Source organism: Pseudomonas brassicacearum (assembly GCF_918698105.1).
GTDB lineage: Bacteria > Pseudomonadota > Gammaproteobacteria > Pseudomonadales > Pseudomonadaceae > Aquipseudomonas > Aquipseudomonas brassicacearum_F.
The window spans coordinates 19,197-35,412 of the sequence record NZ_CAKKMI010000024.1; the positions used below are offsets into that span (position 1 = coordinate 19,197).

Consider the following 16,216-nt stretch of genomic DNA (forward strand, 5'->3'; position numbering starts at 1 on the left):
CGCCGGCATAAGAGAGCCTGATCAGCCTGAGCCAGTCTGCGACAACCGAACCGCTACCTAAGCGGCAGATTGCTCGACCCCATAATTCGATCACTGTGCGGGCGTGCCCATGATTACCCTGAAACTCAATGGAAAAGACCATCAACTGGATGTGACCGAGGACATGCCGCTGCTGTGGGCTATCCGGGATGTGGCCGGTTACAACGGCACCAAATTCGGCTGCGGCATGGGCCTGTGTGGCGCCTGCACCATCCACATCGACGGCGCCCCGGCGCGCAGTTGCATCACGCCCATCGGTTCTGTGAATGGACAAAATGTCAGCACCATCGACGAGCTTCATGTCGATCCGGTCGGGCAAATCGTCCAGAAGGCCTGGCTCGACACGGCGGTGGCCCAGTGCGGTTACTGCCAGGGTGGGCAGATCATGTCCGCGACCGCCCTGCTCAAGACCAACCCCAACCCGAGCGATGAGCAAATCCAAGAAGCCATGGTCGGCAACCTCTGCCGTTGCGGCACCTACAACCGGATCAAGACCGCTATCCGCCAGGCCTCCACTCACCTGAAGGAGGCCAAGGCATGAGCCGCTTGCCCGATGATTTTGTCCTGAGTAACCTCAGCCGTCGCGGCTTTCTCAAAGGCGCGAGTGCCACCGGTGTGCTGGTGCTGGCGGCCACGTGGGGCCTGCCGGAGGCCTTTGCCGAGGAAAAGAAATTCGGCGCCGAGGGCATGCCCCATGGCGCGGTCGACGACCCGAAGGTGTACGTCAGCATTGCCGCTGATGGCAGCGTGACCGTGATCTGCAACCGTTCGGAAATGGGCCAGGGTGTGCGCACCAGCCTGAGCATGGTCGTGGCCGATGAGCTGGAGGCCGACTGGGCGCGTGTGAAGGTGCAACAGGCGCCGGCCGATGAGGCGCGCTTCGGCAACCAGGACACCGACGGTTCACGCAGCATGCGTCATTGGTACGAGCCGATGCGCCGTTGCGGTGCCGCTGCGCGGACCATGCTGGAACTGGCCGCCGCTGCGCAGTGGAAGGTCCCGGTCGGTGAGTGCCATGCCCAACTGCACAAAGTGCTGCACCAGCCTTCGGGGCGTGAACTGGGTTATGGCGAATTGGCCGCGGCCGCCAGTGCCTTGCCGGTGCCGGGGCGTGACAGCTTGCGCCTCAAATCGCCTTCGGAGTTCCGCTACATCGGCAAGGAGGCGAGCCGGGCCATCGATGGCGCGGACATCGTCAACGGTCGTGCCGTGTTTGGTGCCGATGTGCATTTCGACGGCATGCTCTACGCCGTCATCGCGCGTCCGCCGGTCTATGGTGGCAAGGTCAAGAGCGTGGACAGCAGCGCGGCGCTGAAAGTACCGGGCGTGGTCAAGGTGGTGCAGATCGAAGGGCGCCCACTGCCTTCGGAATTCCAGCCGTTGGGCGGCGTGGCGGTGGTGGCGAAGAACACCTGGGCGGCGATCAAGGGCCGCGAATCGCTGAACATCCAGTGGGACGATGGCCCGAATGCCGGTTATGACTCCATTGCCTACCGCAAGGAGCTGGAAGCGGCGGCCCTCAAGCCCGGAAAAGTCGTGCGCAGCAGCGGCGACCTCGACGACGCGCTGGCCAAGGCGGATTCGACGTTGGAGGCCTCGTATTACTTGCCGCACCTGTCCCAGTCACCGATGGAACCGATGGTTGCCGTCGCCCGATTCAAGGACGGCCAATGCGAGGCCTGGGCGCCGAGCCAGGCACCGCAGGTGACCCGTGAGCGTGTCGCCGAACGCCTGGGCATTCCTTTCGAGAAGGTCACGGTGAATATCACGTTGCTGGGCGGCGGTTTCGGACGCAAGTCCAAACCCGACTTTGTCGTTGAAGCGGCGGTGCTGGCCAAGGAGTTTCCAGGCCAGCCGATACGGGTGCAATGGACCCGCGAGGACGACATCCATCACTCGTATTTCCACACCGTGTCGGTCGAATACCTCAAGGCCGGCCTGAACCAGGACGGTATGCCGTCCGGCTGGCTGCACCGCACCGTGGCACCGAGCATCACCGCATTGTTTGCACCGGGCATGACCCATGAGGCGCCGTTCGAAATAGGCATGGGCCTGACCAACATGGCCTACGCCATCCCCAACCTGCGTCTGGAGAACCCTGAAGCGGTGGCCCACGCCCGGGTGGGTTGGTATCGCTCGGTGTCGAACATCCCCCATGGTTTCGCGATCCAGAGTTTTATCGACGAATTGGCCCACAAGGCCGGCCAGGATCCGCTGAAGTACCAGGTCAAATTGCTCGGGCCGGACCGTAAGATCGATCCGCGTTCCTTGAGTGAAGAGTGGAACTATGGCGAATCCCCTGAGCGTTATCCGATTGATACCGCGCGGATCCGTACGGTACTGGAAACCGCTGCGAAGGCCGCCGGTTGGGGCCGTGAGCTGCCCAAGGGTCGTGGCTTGGGGTTGGCGGTGCATTACAGCTTCGTCACTTACGTGGCGGCGGTGATCGAGGTGGAGGTCAAGGACGATGGCACGGTGATCGTGCACAAGGCGGACATCGCTGTGGATTGCGGTCCGCAGATCAACCCCGAACGTATCCGTTCCCAGTTCGAAGGCGCCTGCGTCATGGGCCTGGGCAATGCCATGGTGGGGGAAATCAGTTTCAAGGACGGCAAGGTGCAACAGGACAATTTCCATATGTACGAAGTGGCGCGCATGTCCCTGGCGCCCAAGGAAGTGGCGGTGCATCTGGTGACGCCGCCGGATGAGGTGCCGTTGGGCGGTGTCGGCGAGCCGGGCGTGCCGCCGATTGCACCAGCGTTGTGCAACGCGATTTTCGCCGCCACTGGCAAGCGTATTCGTAGCCTGCCTGTGCGCTATCAGCTGCAAGGCTGGCAGCAGGCGAAGGCCTGATGGACAGCGTTGATCTGAACGTCCTGCGCAGCGTGCTTGAATGGCGCCGCGCCGGGCAGCGGGTGGTGCTGTTCACTGTGGTCCAGACCTGGGGCACCGCGCCAAGGCCGCCGGGGGCGATGCTGGCCCTGCGCGAAGATGGCGTGGTGATTGGTTCGGTGTCGGGCGGTTGTGTCGAGGATGACCTGATCGCCCGGCTGCACGACGGTCGCATTCCGGCGGACGGTCCGCCGGTGCAACTGATCACCTATGGTGTCACCCGCGAAGAAGCGGCGCGCTTCGGCCTGCCGTGCGGCGGCACCCTGCGCCTGACCGAAGAGCGGGTGGGCGACCCACACTGGGTCGCGCAGTTGCTGGAACGTTGCGAAGCCCATGAGATTGTCGCCCGTGAGCTGACGGTGGCCAGCGGCAATGTGGTCCTGACCCCGGCCAGCAAGACCGACGCCCTGGTGTTCGATGGGCAGGTCCTGCGGGCCATATACGGTCCACGTTGGCGGCTGCTGCTGATCGGTGCCGGGCAACTGTCGCGCTACGTGGCGGAAATGGCCCGGCTGCTGGACTTCGAAGTGCTGATCTGCGATCCGCGCAAGGAGTTTGTCTATGGTTGGGAAGAGCAGCATGGCCGCTTCGTCTCGGGGATGCCCGACGAAGCGGTGTTGAGCATCCAGACCGACGAGCGCACCGCTATTGTGGCCTTGACCCATGACCCACGCCTGGACGACATGGCGCTGCTCACGGCCCTGGACTCCAAGGCTTTTTATGTTGGCGCCCTGGGTTCGCGAGTCAACAGCCAGAAGCGCCGGGATAACCTGGCTCAGCTAGGCTTGTCAGCAGAGGCCATTGAACGCTTGCATGGACCCATCGGCTTGCACATCGGCAGCCACACCCCGGCGGAAATCGCCTTGTCGCTGCTGGCCGAAATCGTGGCCATCAAGAATGGCGTTGAACTGCGGCAGAAAAAGCCGCTGTAAGCCGTGGGCAAGGAGAGCGTATGAGCGAGTCGATTGGCGTGATCATCCTGGCGGCCGGATCGGGCAGCCGTTTCCGCCGTGTTGCAGGCCCGGACAAGGATAAATTGCTGGCTGATTGCACCGGGCGTGACGGCGCTGTGCGGTCGGTGATCGAACAGGTGCTGGTGAATCTGCCAGCCGTCCTGGAAAAACGCCTGCTGGTGACGAGCAAGGACCGGCCGCAAGCCGTTCGCATGGCCCAGGCCTATGGCTGCGATTTCGTTGAACTGGACTCGCCCGGCCTGGGCGACAGCATTGCCGCCGGCGTCCAGGCCTGCCCGGACCTTGATGGCTGGCTGATGGTGCTGGGCGACATGCCCTTTATCCTGCCGTCAAGCATTGAACAGGTGGCGGCGGCGATCCGCGCGGACCGCATCAGCGTGCCGGTCCTGGCAGGTGAGTACGGGCATCCGGTGGGGTTCGGTCGAGAGTTTGGGCCGAAACTGATGGCATTGACCGGCGATCGAGGGGCCAAGGCATTATTTACCGGGGCGCAAGTGGTCGAAGTGCCGGTGGATGACCCAGGCGTGACGTGGGATGTCGATGTGCCAGAAGCACTGACCTTCAAATAACAGACGACGCAGAAGCCTGTGGGAGCGAGCTCGCGAAAGCGGTCTGGCATTCACCATTGATGCAAGCTGAGCCGGTGCCATCGCGAGCAGGCTCGCTCCCACATTGGATTTTCAGTGGGCATAAGTCTTGTGCCCAACCCCGGTCCCCCTGTGGGAGCGAGCTTGCTCGCGAAAGCGGCCTGACATTCACCATTGATACAAGCTGAGCCGACGCCATCGCGAGCAAGCTCGGCTCCCACATTGGATTTTCAGTGGGCATAAGTCTTGTGCCTAGCACTAGCCCCTGGGGATAAGTCTGAAGGCATAAAAAAGCCCCGCCTGGCATGACTAGGCGGGGCTTTTTACTGGGCGGTGGAATCAGGCGTGAGGTTTAGGCTCGTGCTCTTTTTCCAGGGCTTCAGTGTGACGCGGCGCGACTTCTTCAGCGGTGTGCTGAGGTTCGTCGAATGTCGGAGCCGATTCGGCCGGGGTCTCGGCGACCGGGGCAGGGGCTGCCTCGGCGACTTCTTCCACGGCTGGAGCTGGCTCGGCAGCAGGCGCTTGAGCGGCAGCAGCGGCAGCTTGTTCGGCTTCCTTCTGCAGACGCTCGGCTTCACGCTTGCGACGACGCACTTCACGCGGATCGTTCGGCGCGCGGCCATTCGCGGTCAGGGCGCTGGCAGGTGCAGGCGCTTCAACCGGGGCAGGTGCTTCGACAACCACGGGTGCTTCGACCACTGGGGCAGGCTCGACCACTTCTGGCTCGACCGCTTTCACGGGTTCTGGTGTCGGTTCTGGCTCGACAACAGGTGCCGGTGCAGCGGGCTCGGCGGTCCAGTTGAACGCAGTCTGCTCCTCGCGGGCAGGCTCTGGTGCCTTTTCCTCGGCCGGTGCTTCGAAGGCCGGTTCAGCGGCTACCACTGGCTGCTCGACGACCGGTGCAGGCTCGGCGACCACTTCAGTTTCAGCAACCTGGGCTTCATGGGCCGGGGCGACTTCCACTTCTGGCGAAGCAGTGGCTTCTACCGGAGTAGTGGCTTCGACTACCGGCGCTTCAGCAACTGGCGCGCTTTCCACGGCAGCGGTAGCGCGTTCGGCTTGTTCGTGAGCCTCGGCTTCAGCCGGGGCGCTGATCGCGCTGCTGGCAACGGCCGCAGTCACGGCCAGGCCAGCTGCCAGGTCGGCAGCGCTTGGCGCTTCGGCGTTCTCGGTGGACTCGGACTCTTCCGAACCTTCGATCACGTTGCCGTTGGCGTCGCGCTGACGCTCACGACGGTTGCTGCGACGACGCTGGCCACGGGAGCGGCGGCGTGGACGATCGCCTTCGGCGGTGTCCTGGCCGTCTTCCTGCAACTGCTCTTCGGTGTTCAGTACTTCTTCTTCGCTGGCAGCAGCGGCTGCCTGCTCGGCGCGTGGCTGGCGCTCTTCACGTGGCGGACGCGGTGCGCGTTCTTCACGAGGCTGGCGGGCCGGACGCTCTTCAGCGGTGGCGGCAGCAGCGGCCGGGGCGGCATCCAGTGGCTCGCGCAGTTCGCGAACACGTTCTTCACGCTCGCCACGTGGCTTGCGATCTTCACGCGGTGCGCGCGGCTGGCGTTCTTCACGCGGCGGACGCGGTGCACGCTCTTCGCGGGCTACGGCTGGCGTTTCCTCACGGGCTTCGCGCGGTTGACGCTCTTCACGTGGCTCACGTGGCGCGCGTTCTTCACGCGGTGCACGCTCTTCGCGAGGTTTGCGTTCTTCGTCACGACGACCGTTGCGGTTGCGGGTCTGTTGGCGACCGTTACGCCGTTCTTCGTTGCGAGCAGGACGCTCGGTCGTGGCCGGCTTGGTGACGACGGCCGGGGCAGCAGGTTCTTCCTTGGTGGCGAACAGGCTGACCAGCGACTTCACCAGGCCTTTGAACAGGCTTGGTTCTGGAGCAGCGGCCGGGGCGGCAACCGGAGCGGCCACTTCGGTCGGAACCGGCGCATTGGCGCGGGCCGGTGCGGTCTTGACCGCGGCTTCCTGGCGAACCAGGGTGCGTGTGGCGGCGGCGGCCGGCTGGACTTCTTCCACTTCGGCAGCGGCAGCAGCGATTTCGTAGCTGGACTGGTTGGTGTGGGCTTCCGGGCTGTCATCGCGCAGGCGCTGCACTTCGAAGTGCGGCGTCTCGAGGTGATCGTTCGGCAGGATGACGATACGGGCGCGGGTACGCAGTTCGATCTTGGTGATCGAGTTGCGTTTTTCGTTGAGCAGGAACGCGGCCACCGGGATCGGCACCTGGGCGCGAACTTCGGCGGTGCGGTCTTTCAGGGCTTCTTCTTCGATCAGGCGCAGGATCGCCAGGGACAGCGACTCGACGTCACGGATGATGCCGGTGCCGTTGCAACGCGGGCAAACGATGCCGCTGCTTTCGCCCAGGGACGGACGCAGGCGCTGACGGGACATTTCCAGCAGGCCGAAGCGCGAGATGCGACCGACCTGTACGCGGGCGCGGTCGGCTTCCAGGCATTCACGGACCTTTTCTTCCACGGCGCGCTGGTTCTTGGCCGGGGTCATGTCGATGAAGTCGATGACGATCAGGCCGCCGATGTCGCGCAGGCGCAACTGGCGGGCGATTTCTTCGGCCGCTTCAAGGTTGGTCTGCAGGGCGGTTTCTTCGATGTCGCTGCCTTTGGTGGCGCGGGCCGAGTTGATGTCGATGGACACCAGGGCTTCGGTCGGGTCGATGACGATGGAGCCGCCGGACGGCAGTTCGACGACGCGCTGGAAGGCGGTCTCGATCTGGCTTTCGATCTGGAAACGGTTGAACAGCGGAACGCTGTCTTCGTAGAGCTTGATCTTGCTGGCGTACTGCGGCATCACCTGGCGAATGAAGGTCAGGGCTTCGTCCTGGGCTTCGACGCTGTCGATCAGCACTTCGCCGATGTCCTGGCGCAGGTAATCGCGGATGGCGCGGATGATCACGTTGCTTTCCTGGTAGATCAGGAACGGCGCGGAGCGATCCAGCGAGGCTTCTTTGATGGCGGTCCACAGTTGCAGCAGGTAGTCGAGGTCCCACTGCATTTCTTCGCTGCTGCGGCCAAGGCCGGCAGTGCGCACGATCAGGCCCATGTCAGCCGGGGCAACCAGGCCGTTCAGGGCTTCACGCAGTTCGTTGCGCTCTTCGCCTTCGATGCGGCGGGAGATGCCACCGGCGCGAGGGTTGTTCGGCATCAGGACCAGGTAACGGCCGGCCAGGCTGATGAAGGTGGTCAGGGCGGCGCCCTTGTTGCCACGTTCTTCTTTTTCGACCTGGACAATGACTTCCTGGCCTTCGCTCAGGACGTCCTTGATGTTGACGCGGCCTTCAGGGGCCTTCTTGAAGTATTCGCGGGAGATTTCTTTGAGGGGCAGGAAGCCGTGGCGCTCGGAGCCGAAATCGACAAAGGCAGCCTCAAGGCTTGGTTCGATGCGAGTAATCCGGCCTTTATAGATGTTGGCCTTCTTCTGCTCGCGTGCACCGGATTCGATATCCAGGTCGTAGAGGCGCTGGCCGTCTACCAGTGCAACACGCAACTCTTCGGGTTGAGTTGCGTTAATCAGCATTCTTTTCATGTAGTACCGTCGGTTTCCGGGCTGCCGGAAACGGCGTTCGGCACACACGACTTCTCACGGTCGGTGTCAGGTGCGTCCTGGAGATGGCAAGGCCACTCCAGTGTCCAGCGAGTTCGACCCAATGATGGCGAAGTCGCGACGGACGCGTCCTGCTTGCTGGTACTCAAGCACTCAGTCAGGAGGAGGAATCAACCGGCGCCTGTGGACGAGATGAAGCGTCTAAATATAAGCCTAGTGCTACACAGTCCGACGGTTGTACATCTCCACCCTACACGTATCCCTGATAATTCGGGTGCTGCCGCGCGCAGAATCCGCAGCGGGTTGGCATTTACCGTGAGCTCCGGAAGGGGAGGTCACGCATCATGGCTAATTTAGGCGTTGTTTCCGAAGCATTCGCTCGGGGTCGTCTGCAGCTGACTGCACTTTGTGAACTGGCCGTGAATGTGGCGCGCAAGGCGAGTCAAAACTCTGCTTTGCGGCGTATTTCAGGCCTCATGTCACCTGCGCTCGTTACACCTGAAAACTCTACCGTTACGTAGCGAAAGCCCCGTAGGACGGCCTCTCGTCCTCGTGAATTGCGTTGGTCAGGGCCGGTTTTTGACCGTTAGTCCACTGTCCAGCCACTTTTGGCGGCGTTCGCGACTATAGCAGCAATGATTAAGTGCTTCAATTCCATAAAAAATTGTTATGATCGCCGCCATGACAACTACTGCCCCTTCGACCCCTGGCGTTCAACTGCTCGAGGTCTCGCCGGAATATGCCGGCCAACGAATCGATAACTTCCTGCTGGCCCGGCTCAAAGGCGTGCCCAAGACCTTGATCTACCGCATTTTGCGCAAAGGCGAAGTGCGGGTGAACAAAGGTCGGATCAAGCCCGAATACAAGCTCCAGGCCGGTGACATCGTGCGCGTACCGCCAGTTCGCGTGCCCGAGCGTGACGAGCCGGTGCCCCTGGCCCAGGGGCTGCTGCAGCGCCTCGAAGCGTCGATCATCTATGAAGACAAGGCCCTGATCGTGATCAACAAGCCCGCGGGCATTGCGGTTCACGGCGGCAGCGGCCTGAATTTCGGTGTGATCGAAGCCTTTCGTCAGTTGCGCCCGGACGCCAAGGAGCTGGAGCTGGTCCATCGCCTCGACCGCGACACCTCCGGCCTGCTGATGATCGCCAAGAAGCGCAGCATGTTGCGCCACCTGCACGAGCAATTGCGCGGCGACGGCGTCGACAAACGCTACATGGCGCTGGTGCGTGGCCGCTGGGAAACCTCCATCAAGCAAGTCCGTGCGCCGTTGCTCAAGAGCAACCTGCGTTCCGGCGAGCGCATGGTCGAAGTCAACGAGGAGGGCAAGGAGGCGCTGACGGTGTTCAAGGTGCTGCGCCGCTTCGACGACTTCGCCACCCTGATCGAGGCCAAGCCGGTGACCGGGCGTACTCACCAGATCCGTGTCCACACCTTGCATGCCGGGCATTGCATTGCCGGCGACAGCAAATACGGCGATGACGATTTCTCCAAGGAAATCCGCGACCTGGGCGGTAAGCGCCTGTTTCTTCATGCCTACATGCTGACCGTGCCGCTGCCCGATGGTGGCGAGCTGAAATTGCAGGCCCCGGTGGATGACATGTGGGCCAAGACCGTGGAGCGGTTGAGTGCATCCTGACTACAAGCTGCTGATCTTCGATTGGGACGGCACTCTGGCGAACTCCATAGGTCGGATCGTGGAGGCGATGCATGTCGCCTCGGACCGTATGGCGTTTGCCCGGTGCGACGACTTCGCGGTGAAAGGCATCATCGGTCTCGGGTTGCCGGAAGCCATTCGCAGCCTGTATCCAGGGATTGACGACAATGAGCTGGTAGTTTTTCGCCAGCATTATGCCGATCACTACATCGCGCTGGAGGCCGAGCCTTCGCCGTTGTTCGATGGCGTGGCGGGTACGCTGGAGGCTCTGCGTGCCGAGGGTTATCACCTGGCTGTCGCAACCGGAAAGGCTCGTCGCGGGCTGGACCGAGTGCTCAAGTCCCATGGTTGGGAGGCGTTTTTCGATATCACCCGTGCCGCGGACGAAACTGCAAGCAAGCCGCACCCGTTGATGCTCGAGCAGATACTGGCGCACTGCAACGTGCGGCCGGAGGAGGCGCTGATGGTCGGGGATTCGTCATTCGACCTGCAGATGGCGCGCAACGCCGGCATGGGTTCGGTGGCGGTCAGTTACGGCGCTCAAACGATCGAGGCGCTACGGGCGTTCGAACCGCGACTGGCCATTGATCATTTTCCTGAATTGCACGCCTGGCTGAGCCAGCGGGCTCTTTAAGTTTTGCTGGGGATTCACGCATGACCGATGAATGGAAAGCACCTGTCAAGGCGAGCGCCGAGAGCGGGGATGACAAAAGCTGGAAGCTGTTGGAGACAACCTTGCTCGCCAGTGTGCAGGAACAGCGTCGCTCCCGTCGCTGGGGTATTTTCTTCAAGTTGCTGACCTTTACTTATCTCTTTGTTGCATTGGCGCTGTTCACGCCGCTGATGAATATGGAGAAAAGCGCTGTCGCCGGCTCGGCGTACACCGCCTTGATCAATATCGAGGGCGTGATCGCCGACAAAGAGCCTGCCAGTGCCGACAACATTGTCGGTAGCCTGCGGGCCGCCTTCGAGGACTCGAAGGTCAAGGGCGTGGTGCTGCGCATCAACAGTCCCGGCGGTAGCCCGGTGCAATCGGGGTACGTCTACGACGAGATCGTGCGGTTGCGCGCATTGCATCCGGATATCAAGGTGTATGCGGTCATCTCCGATCTCGGTGCTTCCGGTGCCTATTACATTGCCAGTGCGGCGGACCAGATCTATGCCGACAAGGCCAGCCTGGTGGGCTCCATTGGTGTGACGGCGGCCGGCTATGGCTTTGTCGGGACCATGGATAAGCTGGGCGTGGAGCGTCGCGTGTACACCTCCGGCGAGCATAAATCTTTCCTTGATCCGTTCCAGCCGCAAAAGCCTGAAGAAACCGCTTTTTGGCAGAGCGTGCTCGACACCACCCACAATCAATTTATTGCCAGCGTCAAGAAGGGCCGAGGCGAGCGCCTGAAGGACAAGGAGCATCCTGAGCTGTTTTCCGGGCTGGTCTGGTCGGGGGAACAGGCATTGCCGCTGGGCCTGATCGACGGCTTGGGCAGTGCCAGTTCGGTGGCGCGGGATGTGATCGGTCAAAAGGACCTGGTGGACTTCACGATCGAAGAGTCACCGTTCGATCGCTTCTCGAAAAAGCTGGGGGCAAGCATCGCCGAGCATCTGGCGATGTGGATGGGCTTCCAGGGGCCGGCGCTGCGCTGATCGTCTTGGGAGCTTCAATGCAGGGGGCGGCTGGTGCTGGCCCTTGTGGCGAGGGAGCTTGCTCCCGCTGGGCTGCGCAGCGGCCCCAAATTTCTGCGGTCGCTGCGCAACCGAGCGGGAGCAAGCTCCCTCGCCACGGATGATTCTCAGGTCAGGGAACCTGCACGCCCTCGGCCAGCAACATATCCACAAGACGAATCAGTGGCAGTCCGACCAGGCTGGTGGCGTCCGGCCCTTCGGTGCTCTGGAACAGGCTTACGCCCAATCCCTCGGCCTTGAAGCTACCGGCGCAGTCGTAAGGTTGCTCGGCCCGCAGGTAGCGTTCGACGCGTTCTGGGTCCAGGGCACGCATATTGACGGTAAACGCCACACAATCGACCTGGCAGGCGCCCGTCTGGCTGTTGAGCAGCGCCAGGCCGGTCAGGAGCGTGACCTTGGCACCGCTGGCGGCCAGTAGCTGTTCGCGGGCATTCTCGAAGGTGTGGGGCTTGCCCAGGATGCGCTCGCCGAGTACGGCGACCTGGTCTGAGCCGATGATCAGGTGTGCCGGGTGGCTGTCGGCCAGTGCCAGGGCTTTTTCCCGGGCCAGGCGCTTGACCAGTTCGAGGGCCGGCTCGCCGGGGCGACGGCTTTCGTCGATGTCGGGTGAGCAGCAGACGAACGGCAGTCCCAGGCGGGCAAGCAATTCCCGGCGATAGACCGAGCTTGAGGCAAGTAATAAAGGCAGCATGGGCGGCTCCAAAAGGCAGGGCTGAATTCTAGCGAGGCGCGCAAGTGACGGACAGGGCTGAATTTCCTTTGACATGGCCGGGGGCATCCCTATAATGCTGCGCCTATGTTGAATGACCCGATTCCACCTCACGTTGACCCGCGCAAATTGGCTGACCGTGGCACCACCCTCCAAGGTGAACTGCTGCTGGCCGATTTGAAGAGACTCTGCGACCCGCTTTCCGACGATGTCGGTACGGTCCAGGCCAAATTCGTTTTTGAACGAGATGAACGTAAATCTGTGGTAATCCACAGCTTTATCGACACTGAAGTCAAAATGGTTTGCCAGCGTTGTCTTGAGCTGGTCACCCTGCCGATCCACAGCGAATGCAGTTACGCCGTGGTGAAGGAGGGTGCGAATACCCAGTCGTTGCCGAAAGGTTATGACGTGCTGGAACTGGGCGAAGATCCATTGGATCTGCAGTCACTGATCGAGGAGGAGCTTCTGCTCGCCTTGCCCATTGTGCCTGCTCATCATCCGGAAGAATGCCAGCAGCCGGCGGGAGCAGATGAGCCCGAACCGAGCGAGGACGAGGTAACGCGGTCCAACCCGTTCAGTGTATTGGCGCAGTTAAAGCGTGACCCAAACGTTTAGGAGTTAATCAATTATGGCTGTTCAGCAGAACAAAAAATCCCGCTCTGCCCGTGACATGCGCCGTTCGCACGACGCTCTCGAGGCTAGCACCCTGTCTGTAGAAAAAACCACTGGTGAAGTTCACCTGCGTCACCACGTATCGCCAGAAGGCGTATACCGTGGCCGTAAAGTGATCGACAAGGGCGCCGACGAGTAATCACTTGTCCGCTCAAGTCATCGCGATTGACGCAATGGGCGGGGACTTCGGTCCCCGCAGCATTGTTCAGGCCAGCCTTGCTTGTCTGAATGCTACGCCCTCGCTGCACCTGACCCTCGTCGGTCAACCCTCCCTCCTGGAAGAAATGCTCAGCGGCCAATCGGCTGCCGATCGCGCGCGCCTGACGATTGCCTCGGCGTCCGAAATCATCACCATGGACGAAAAGCCGGCCCAGGCCCTGCGCGGCAAGCCTGACGCCTCGATGCGGGTGGCCCTTGAGCTGCTGCGCGATGGCAAGGTCCAGGCATGCGTCAGTGCTGGTAATACCGGTGCGTTGATGGCGCTGTCGCGCTACGTGCTCAAGACCTTGCCGGGTATCGACCGGCCTGCAATGGTTGCGGCGATTCCGACCCAGCGTGGGTTTTGTCAGTTGCTCGACCTGGGGGCCAACGTCGATTGCAGTGCCGAACATTTGCTGCAGTTTGCGGTGATGGGCTCGGTCGCGGCGCAAACCCTGGGCATCGTGCGCCCTCGTGTGGCGTTGCTGAACATCGGCACCGAAGACATCAAGGGCAACCAGCAGGTCAAGCTGGCGGCCACGCTGCTGCAGGCTGCGAGGGGCATCAACTACATCGGCTTCGTCGAAGGCGACGGCTTGTACCGTGGCGAGGCGGATGTGGTGGTGTGCGATGGCTTCGTCGGCAATATCCTGCTCAAGTCCAGCGAAGGCCTGGCCACCATGATCGGCCAGCGCATCGAGGCCTTGTTCAGGCAGAGCTTCGCCTCTCGGGTGGTCGGCGCCCTGGCGCTGCCGTTGATGCGTCGGTTGCAGGCCGACCTGGCGCCGGCGCGGCACAACGGTGCGAGTTTCCTCGGGTTGCAGGGAATCGTGATCAAGAGCCACGGCTCGGCGGGCGTGCAGGGTTTCCAGAGCGCGATCAACCGGGCCGTGATCGAGATCCAGGAAAACCTGCCGGAGCGCCTGCGTGGTCGCCTCGAGGATTTGTTAACTTAGGCGTTTTCGTCCGACAATGCTTAAATGTGACCGGTCGGTTCAACCCGCCATCCAACTCTCAGTTTCCTAGCGCCCCCAGGGGCGTCAATTTTTGACGACAAGATCATTAGGGGCTTTGTTTTCATGTCTGCTTCCCTCGCATTCGTCTTTCCAGGACAGGGCTCGCAGTCCCTCGGCATGCTGGCCGAGCTGGGCGCGCAATACCCGCTGATCCTCGAAACATTCAAAGAAGCTTCCGATGCGCTCGGCTATGACCTCTGGGCCCTGACCCAGCAAGGGCCGGAAGAACGCCTCAATCAAACCGATAAAACCCAACCGGCCATCCTGACCGCCTCCATCGCCTTGTGGCGCCTGTGGCTGGCTGAAGGCGGCGCGCGCCCGGCATTCGTCGCTGGTCACAGCCTGGGCGAATACAGCGCTCTCGTAGCCGCTGGCAGCCTGAGCCTGGGCGACGCGGTGAAACTGGTGGAACGTCGTGGCCAGTTGATGCAGGAAGCGGTTCCGGCCGGGCAGGGCGGCATGGCCGCGATCCTCGGCCTGGAAGACGCCGATGTGCTGGCTGCCTGTGCCGAAGCGGCGCAAGGCGATGTGGTCAGTGCGGTGAACTTCAACTCCCCGGGCCAGGTGGTCATCGCCGGTGCCAAGGCTGCTGTCGAACGCGCCATCGAGGGCTGCAAGGCCCGTGGTGCCAAGCGCGCCATGCCACTGCCGGTCAGCGTACCGTCGCACTGCGAACTGATGCGTCCGGCTGCCGAGCGCTTTGCCGAATCCATTGCCGCCATCGACTGGCAGGCCCCGCAGATCCCCGTGGTGCAGAACGTCAGCGCCAACGTCGCGCCAGATCTCGAGACCCTCAAGCGTGATCTGCTGGAGCAACTCTACAAGCCGGTTCGCTGGGTCGAATCGGTGCAGACCCTGGCGGCCAAGGGCGCGACCGAGCTGGTCGAATGCGGCCCTGGCAAAGTGCTGGCGGGCCTGAACAAACGCTGCGCCGAAGGCGTGTCGACTTCCAACCTCAACACCCCAGACGCCTTCGCTGCCGCCCGTGCAGCGCAGGCCTGAACAGGAGAAGCTTGCATGAGTCTGCAAGGTAAAGTTGCACTGGTGACCGGTGCAAGCCGTGGCATCGGCCAGGCCATCGCCCTGGAACTGGGTCGTCAAGGCGCCATCGTTATTGGCACCGCGACTTCCGCTTCGGGCGCCGAGCGTATCGCTGCGACCCTGAAGGAAAACGGCATCCAAGGCACCGGCCTGGAGCTGAACGTCACCAGCGACGAATCCGTTGCGGCGGTGCTGGCAAGCATTCAGGAGCAGTTCGGTGCGCCGGCGATCCTGGTCAATAATGCCGGTATCACCCGCGATAACCTGATGATGCGCATGAAAGATGACGAATGGTTCGACGTGATCGACACCAACCTGAACAGTCTGTACCGGCTGTCCAAGGGCGTTTTGCGTGGCATGACCAAGGCTCGCTGGGGTCGAATTATCAGTATCGGTTCGGTTGTGGGTGCCATGGGCAACGCAGGCCAAGTAAACTATGCTGCGGCGAAGGCCGGTCTGGAGGGTTTCAGCCGTGCGCTGGCGCGTGAAGTGGGTTCGCGCTCGATTACGGTAAACTCGGTTGCACCGGGTTTCATCGACACCGACATGACCCGTGAACTGCCGGAAGCACAGCGTGAAGCCTTGTTGACGCAGATTCCGCTGGGTCGTCTGGGGCAAGCTCAAGAAATCGCGTCCGTGGTCGCTTTTCTTGCGTCGGACGGTGCGGCATACGTGACCGGGGCTACAATCCCGGTAAACGGCGGGATGTACATGAGTTAAATGTGACGGATTGCTTCAAAAAAATGTCATACGAGCTGTCTAAAATCCGTTATAAAGCTGCAATCAATTTATAGACGGCGGGCCGCAGGGTTTGAGGAGTGAAGCTTTCGGTTGAAAAACCGAAAAGTTCTTCTATACACTTACCCACCGGCCAGCTGCCTGAATTTGTCCATTAGGAGTGAAAACAAGGTATGAGCACCATCGAAGAGCGCGTCAAGAAAATCGTTGCCGAGCAACTGGGCGTTAAAGAAGAAGAAGTTGTGAACACCGCTTCCTTCGTTGAAGACCTGGGTGCCGACTCCCTTGACACTGTTGAGCTGGTGATGGCTCTGGAAGAGGAATTCGAGACCGAGATTCCTGACGAAGAAGCTGAAAAGATCACTACTGTACAAGCTGCTATCGACTACGTTACCAGCCACCAGGCGTAATCGTTTTTAGTCGTCGCTAGCTGTCATGGAAAAACCGCACTGC

15 protein-coding genes are annotated in these 16,216 nt (G+C 61.8%); 13 read left to right on the plus strand and 2 right to left on the minus strand.

Annotated elements, in window-relative coordinates:
* Positions 1–109: 109 nt before the first annotated feature.
* The 4 genes from LQ215_RS11875 to LQ215_RS11890 are packed head-to-tail and all read left to right on the plus strand — an operon-like array spanning position 110 to position 4,474.
* Entirely contained in the window at positions 110–580 is a 471-nt protein-coding gene (locus LQ215_RS11875; protein ID WP_230149980.1) for a (2Fe-2S)-binding protein, read from the plus strand.
* Positions 577–2,892 (plus strand): xanthine dehydrogenase family protein molybdopterin-binding subunit, encoded by a 2,316-nt coding sequence (locus tag LQ215_RS11880; RefSeq protein WP_230149982.1) that lies wholly within the window; start codon positions 577–579, stop codon positions 2,890–2,892. The genes LQ215_RS11875 and LQ215_RS11880 overlap by 4 nt, the downstream gene beginning before the upstream one ends.
* Entirely contained in the window at positions 2,892–3,863 is a 972-nt protein-coding gene (locus LQ215_RS11885) for an XdhC family protein (protein ID WP_013694000.1), read from the plus strand. Before LQ215_RS11880 ends, LQ215_RS11885 begins: the two co-directional genes overlap by 1 nt.
* Before the next feature lie 20 nt (positions 3,864–3,883).
* On the plus strand, positions 3,884–4,474 hold the full coding sequence (locus LQ215_RS11890; RefSeq protein WP_230149984.1) for a nucleotidyltransferase family protein: 591 nt from the start codon (positions 3,884–3,886) through the stop codon (positions 4,472–4,474).
* A 357-nt stretch (positions 4,475–4,831) separates the two neighbouring features.
* On the opposite strand, the gene rne is transcribed toward LQ215_RS11890, so the two are convergent.
* A complete protein-coding gene (gene rne / locus LQ215_RS11895) occupies positions 4,832–8,032 on the minus strand; it encodes a ribonuclease E (RefSeq protein ID WP_230149986.1) in 3,201 nt (1,066 codons plus the stop codon).
* 699 nt (positions 8,033–8,731) lie between these two features.
* On the opposite strand from rne, the gene rluC reads away from it, so the two are divergent.
* The 3 genes from rluC to sppA are packed head-to-tail and all read left to right on the plus strand — an operon-like array spanning position 8,732 to position 11,350.
* Positions 8,732–9,688: a 23S rRNA pseudouridine(955/2504/2580) synthase RluC gene (rluC, locus tag LQ215_RS11900; protein WP_230149989.1), complete on the plus strand. Its 957-nt coding sequence runs from the start codon at positions 8,732–8,734 to the stop codon at positions 9,686–9,688.
* Positions 9,678–10,340, plus strand: a complete 663-nt coding sequence (locus tag LQ215_RS11905; RefSeq protein ID WP_230149991.1) for an HAD-IIIA family hydrolase — start codon at positions 9,678–9,680, stop codon at positions 10,338–10,340. Before rluC ends, LQ215_RS11905 begins: the two co-directional genes overlap by 11 nt.
* 20 nt (positions 10,341–10,360) lie before the next feature.
* Positions 10,361–11,350 (plus strand): signal peptide peptidase SppA, encoded by a 990-nt coding sequence (sppA, locus tag LQ215_RS11910; RefSeq protein WP_230149993.1) that lies wholly within the window; start codon positions 10,361–10,363, stop codon positions 11,348–11,350.
* Between the two features lie 151 nt (positions 11,351–11,501).
* Here the strand turns inward: sppA and LQ215_RS11915 are convergent, their stop codons facing one another.
* On the minus strand, positions 11,502–12,080 hold the full coding sequence (locus tag LQ215_RS11915) for a Maf family protein (protein ID WP_230149995.1): 579 nt from the start codon (positions 12,078–12,080) through the stop codon (positions 11,502–11,504).
* Positions 12,081–12,185: 105 nt separating this feature from the next.
* On the opposite strand from LQ215_RS11915, the gene LQ215_RS11920 reads away from it, so the two are divergent.
* The 6 genes from LQ215_RS11920 to acpP all read left to right on the plus strand — a co-directional run bounded on the left by LQ215_RS11920 (position 12,186) and on the right by acpP (position 16,173).
* Positions 12,186–12,713 carry a YceD family protein gene (locus LQ215_RS11920; protein WP_003204262.1) on the plus strand — a complete coding sequence of 176 codons (528 nt, stop codon included), beginning with the start codon at positions 12,186–12,188 and terminating at the stop codon, positions 12,711–12,713.
* Positions 12,714–12,726: 13 nt separating this feature from the next.
* Positions 12,727–12,909, plus strand: a complete 183-nt coding sequence (gene rpmF, locus LQ215_RS11925; protein WP_003179396.1) for a 50S ribosomal protein L32 — start codon at positions 12,727–12,729, stop codon at positions 12,907–12,909.
* 4 nt (positions 12,910–12,913) lie between these two features.
* On the plus strand, positions 12,914–13,924 hold the full coding sequence (plsX, locus tag LQ215_RS11930) for a phosphate acyltransferase PlsX (RefSeq protein ID WP_290369105.1): 1,011 nt from the start codon (positions 12,914–12,916) through the stop codon (positions 13,922–13,924).
* Between the two features lie 123 nt (positions 13,925–14,047).
* Positions 14,048–14,986, plus strand: a complete 939-nt coding sequence (gene fabD, locus LQ215_RS11935) for an ACP S-malonyltransferase (RefSeq protein ID WP_003204258.1) — start codon at positions 14,048–14,050, stop codon at positions 14,984–14,986.
* A gap of 15 nt (positions 14,987–15,001) precedes the next feature.
* A complete protein-coding gene (gene fabG, locus LQ215_RS11940; protein ID WP_003204256.1) occupies positions 15,002–15,745 on the plus strand; it encodes a 3-oxoacyl-ACP reductase FabG in 744 nt (247 codons plus the stop codon).
* 191 nt (positions 15,746–15,936) lie between these two features.
* Positions 15,937–16,173 carry an acyl carrier protein gene (gene acpP, locus LQ215_RS11945; protein ID WP_003175607.1) on the plus strand — a complete coding sequence of 79 codons (237 nt, stop codon included), beginning with the start codon at positions 15,937–15,939 and terminating at the stop codon, positions 16,171–16,173.
* The last annotated feature ends 43 nt before the right edge of the window (positions 16,174–16,216 follow it).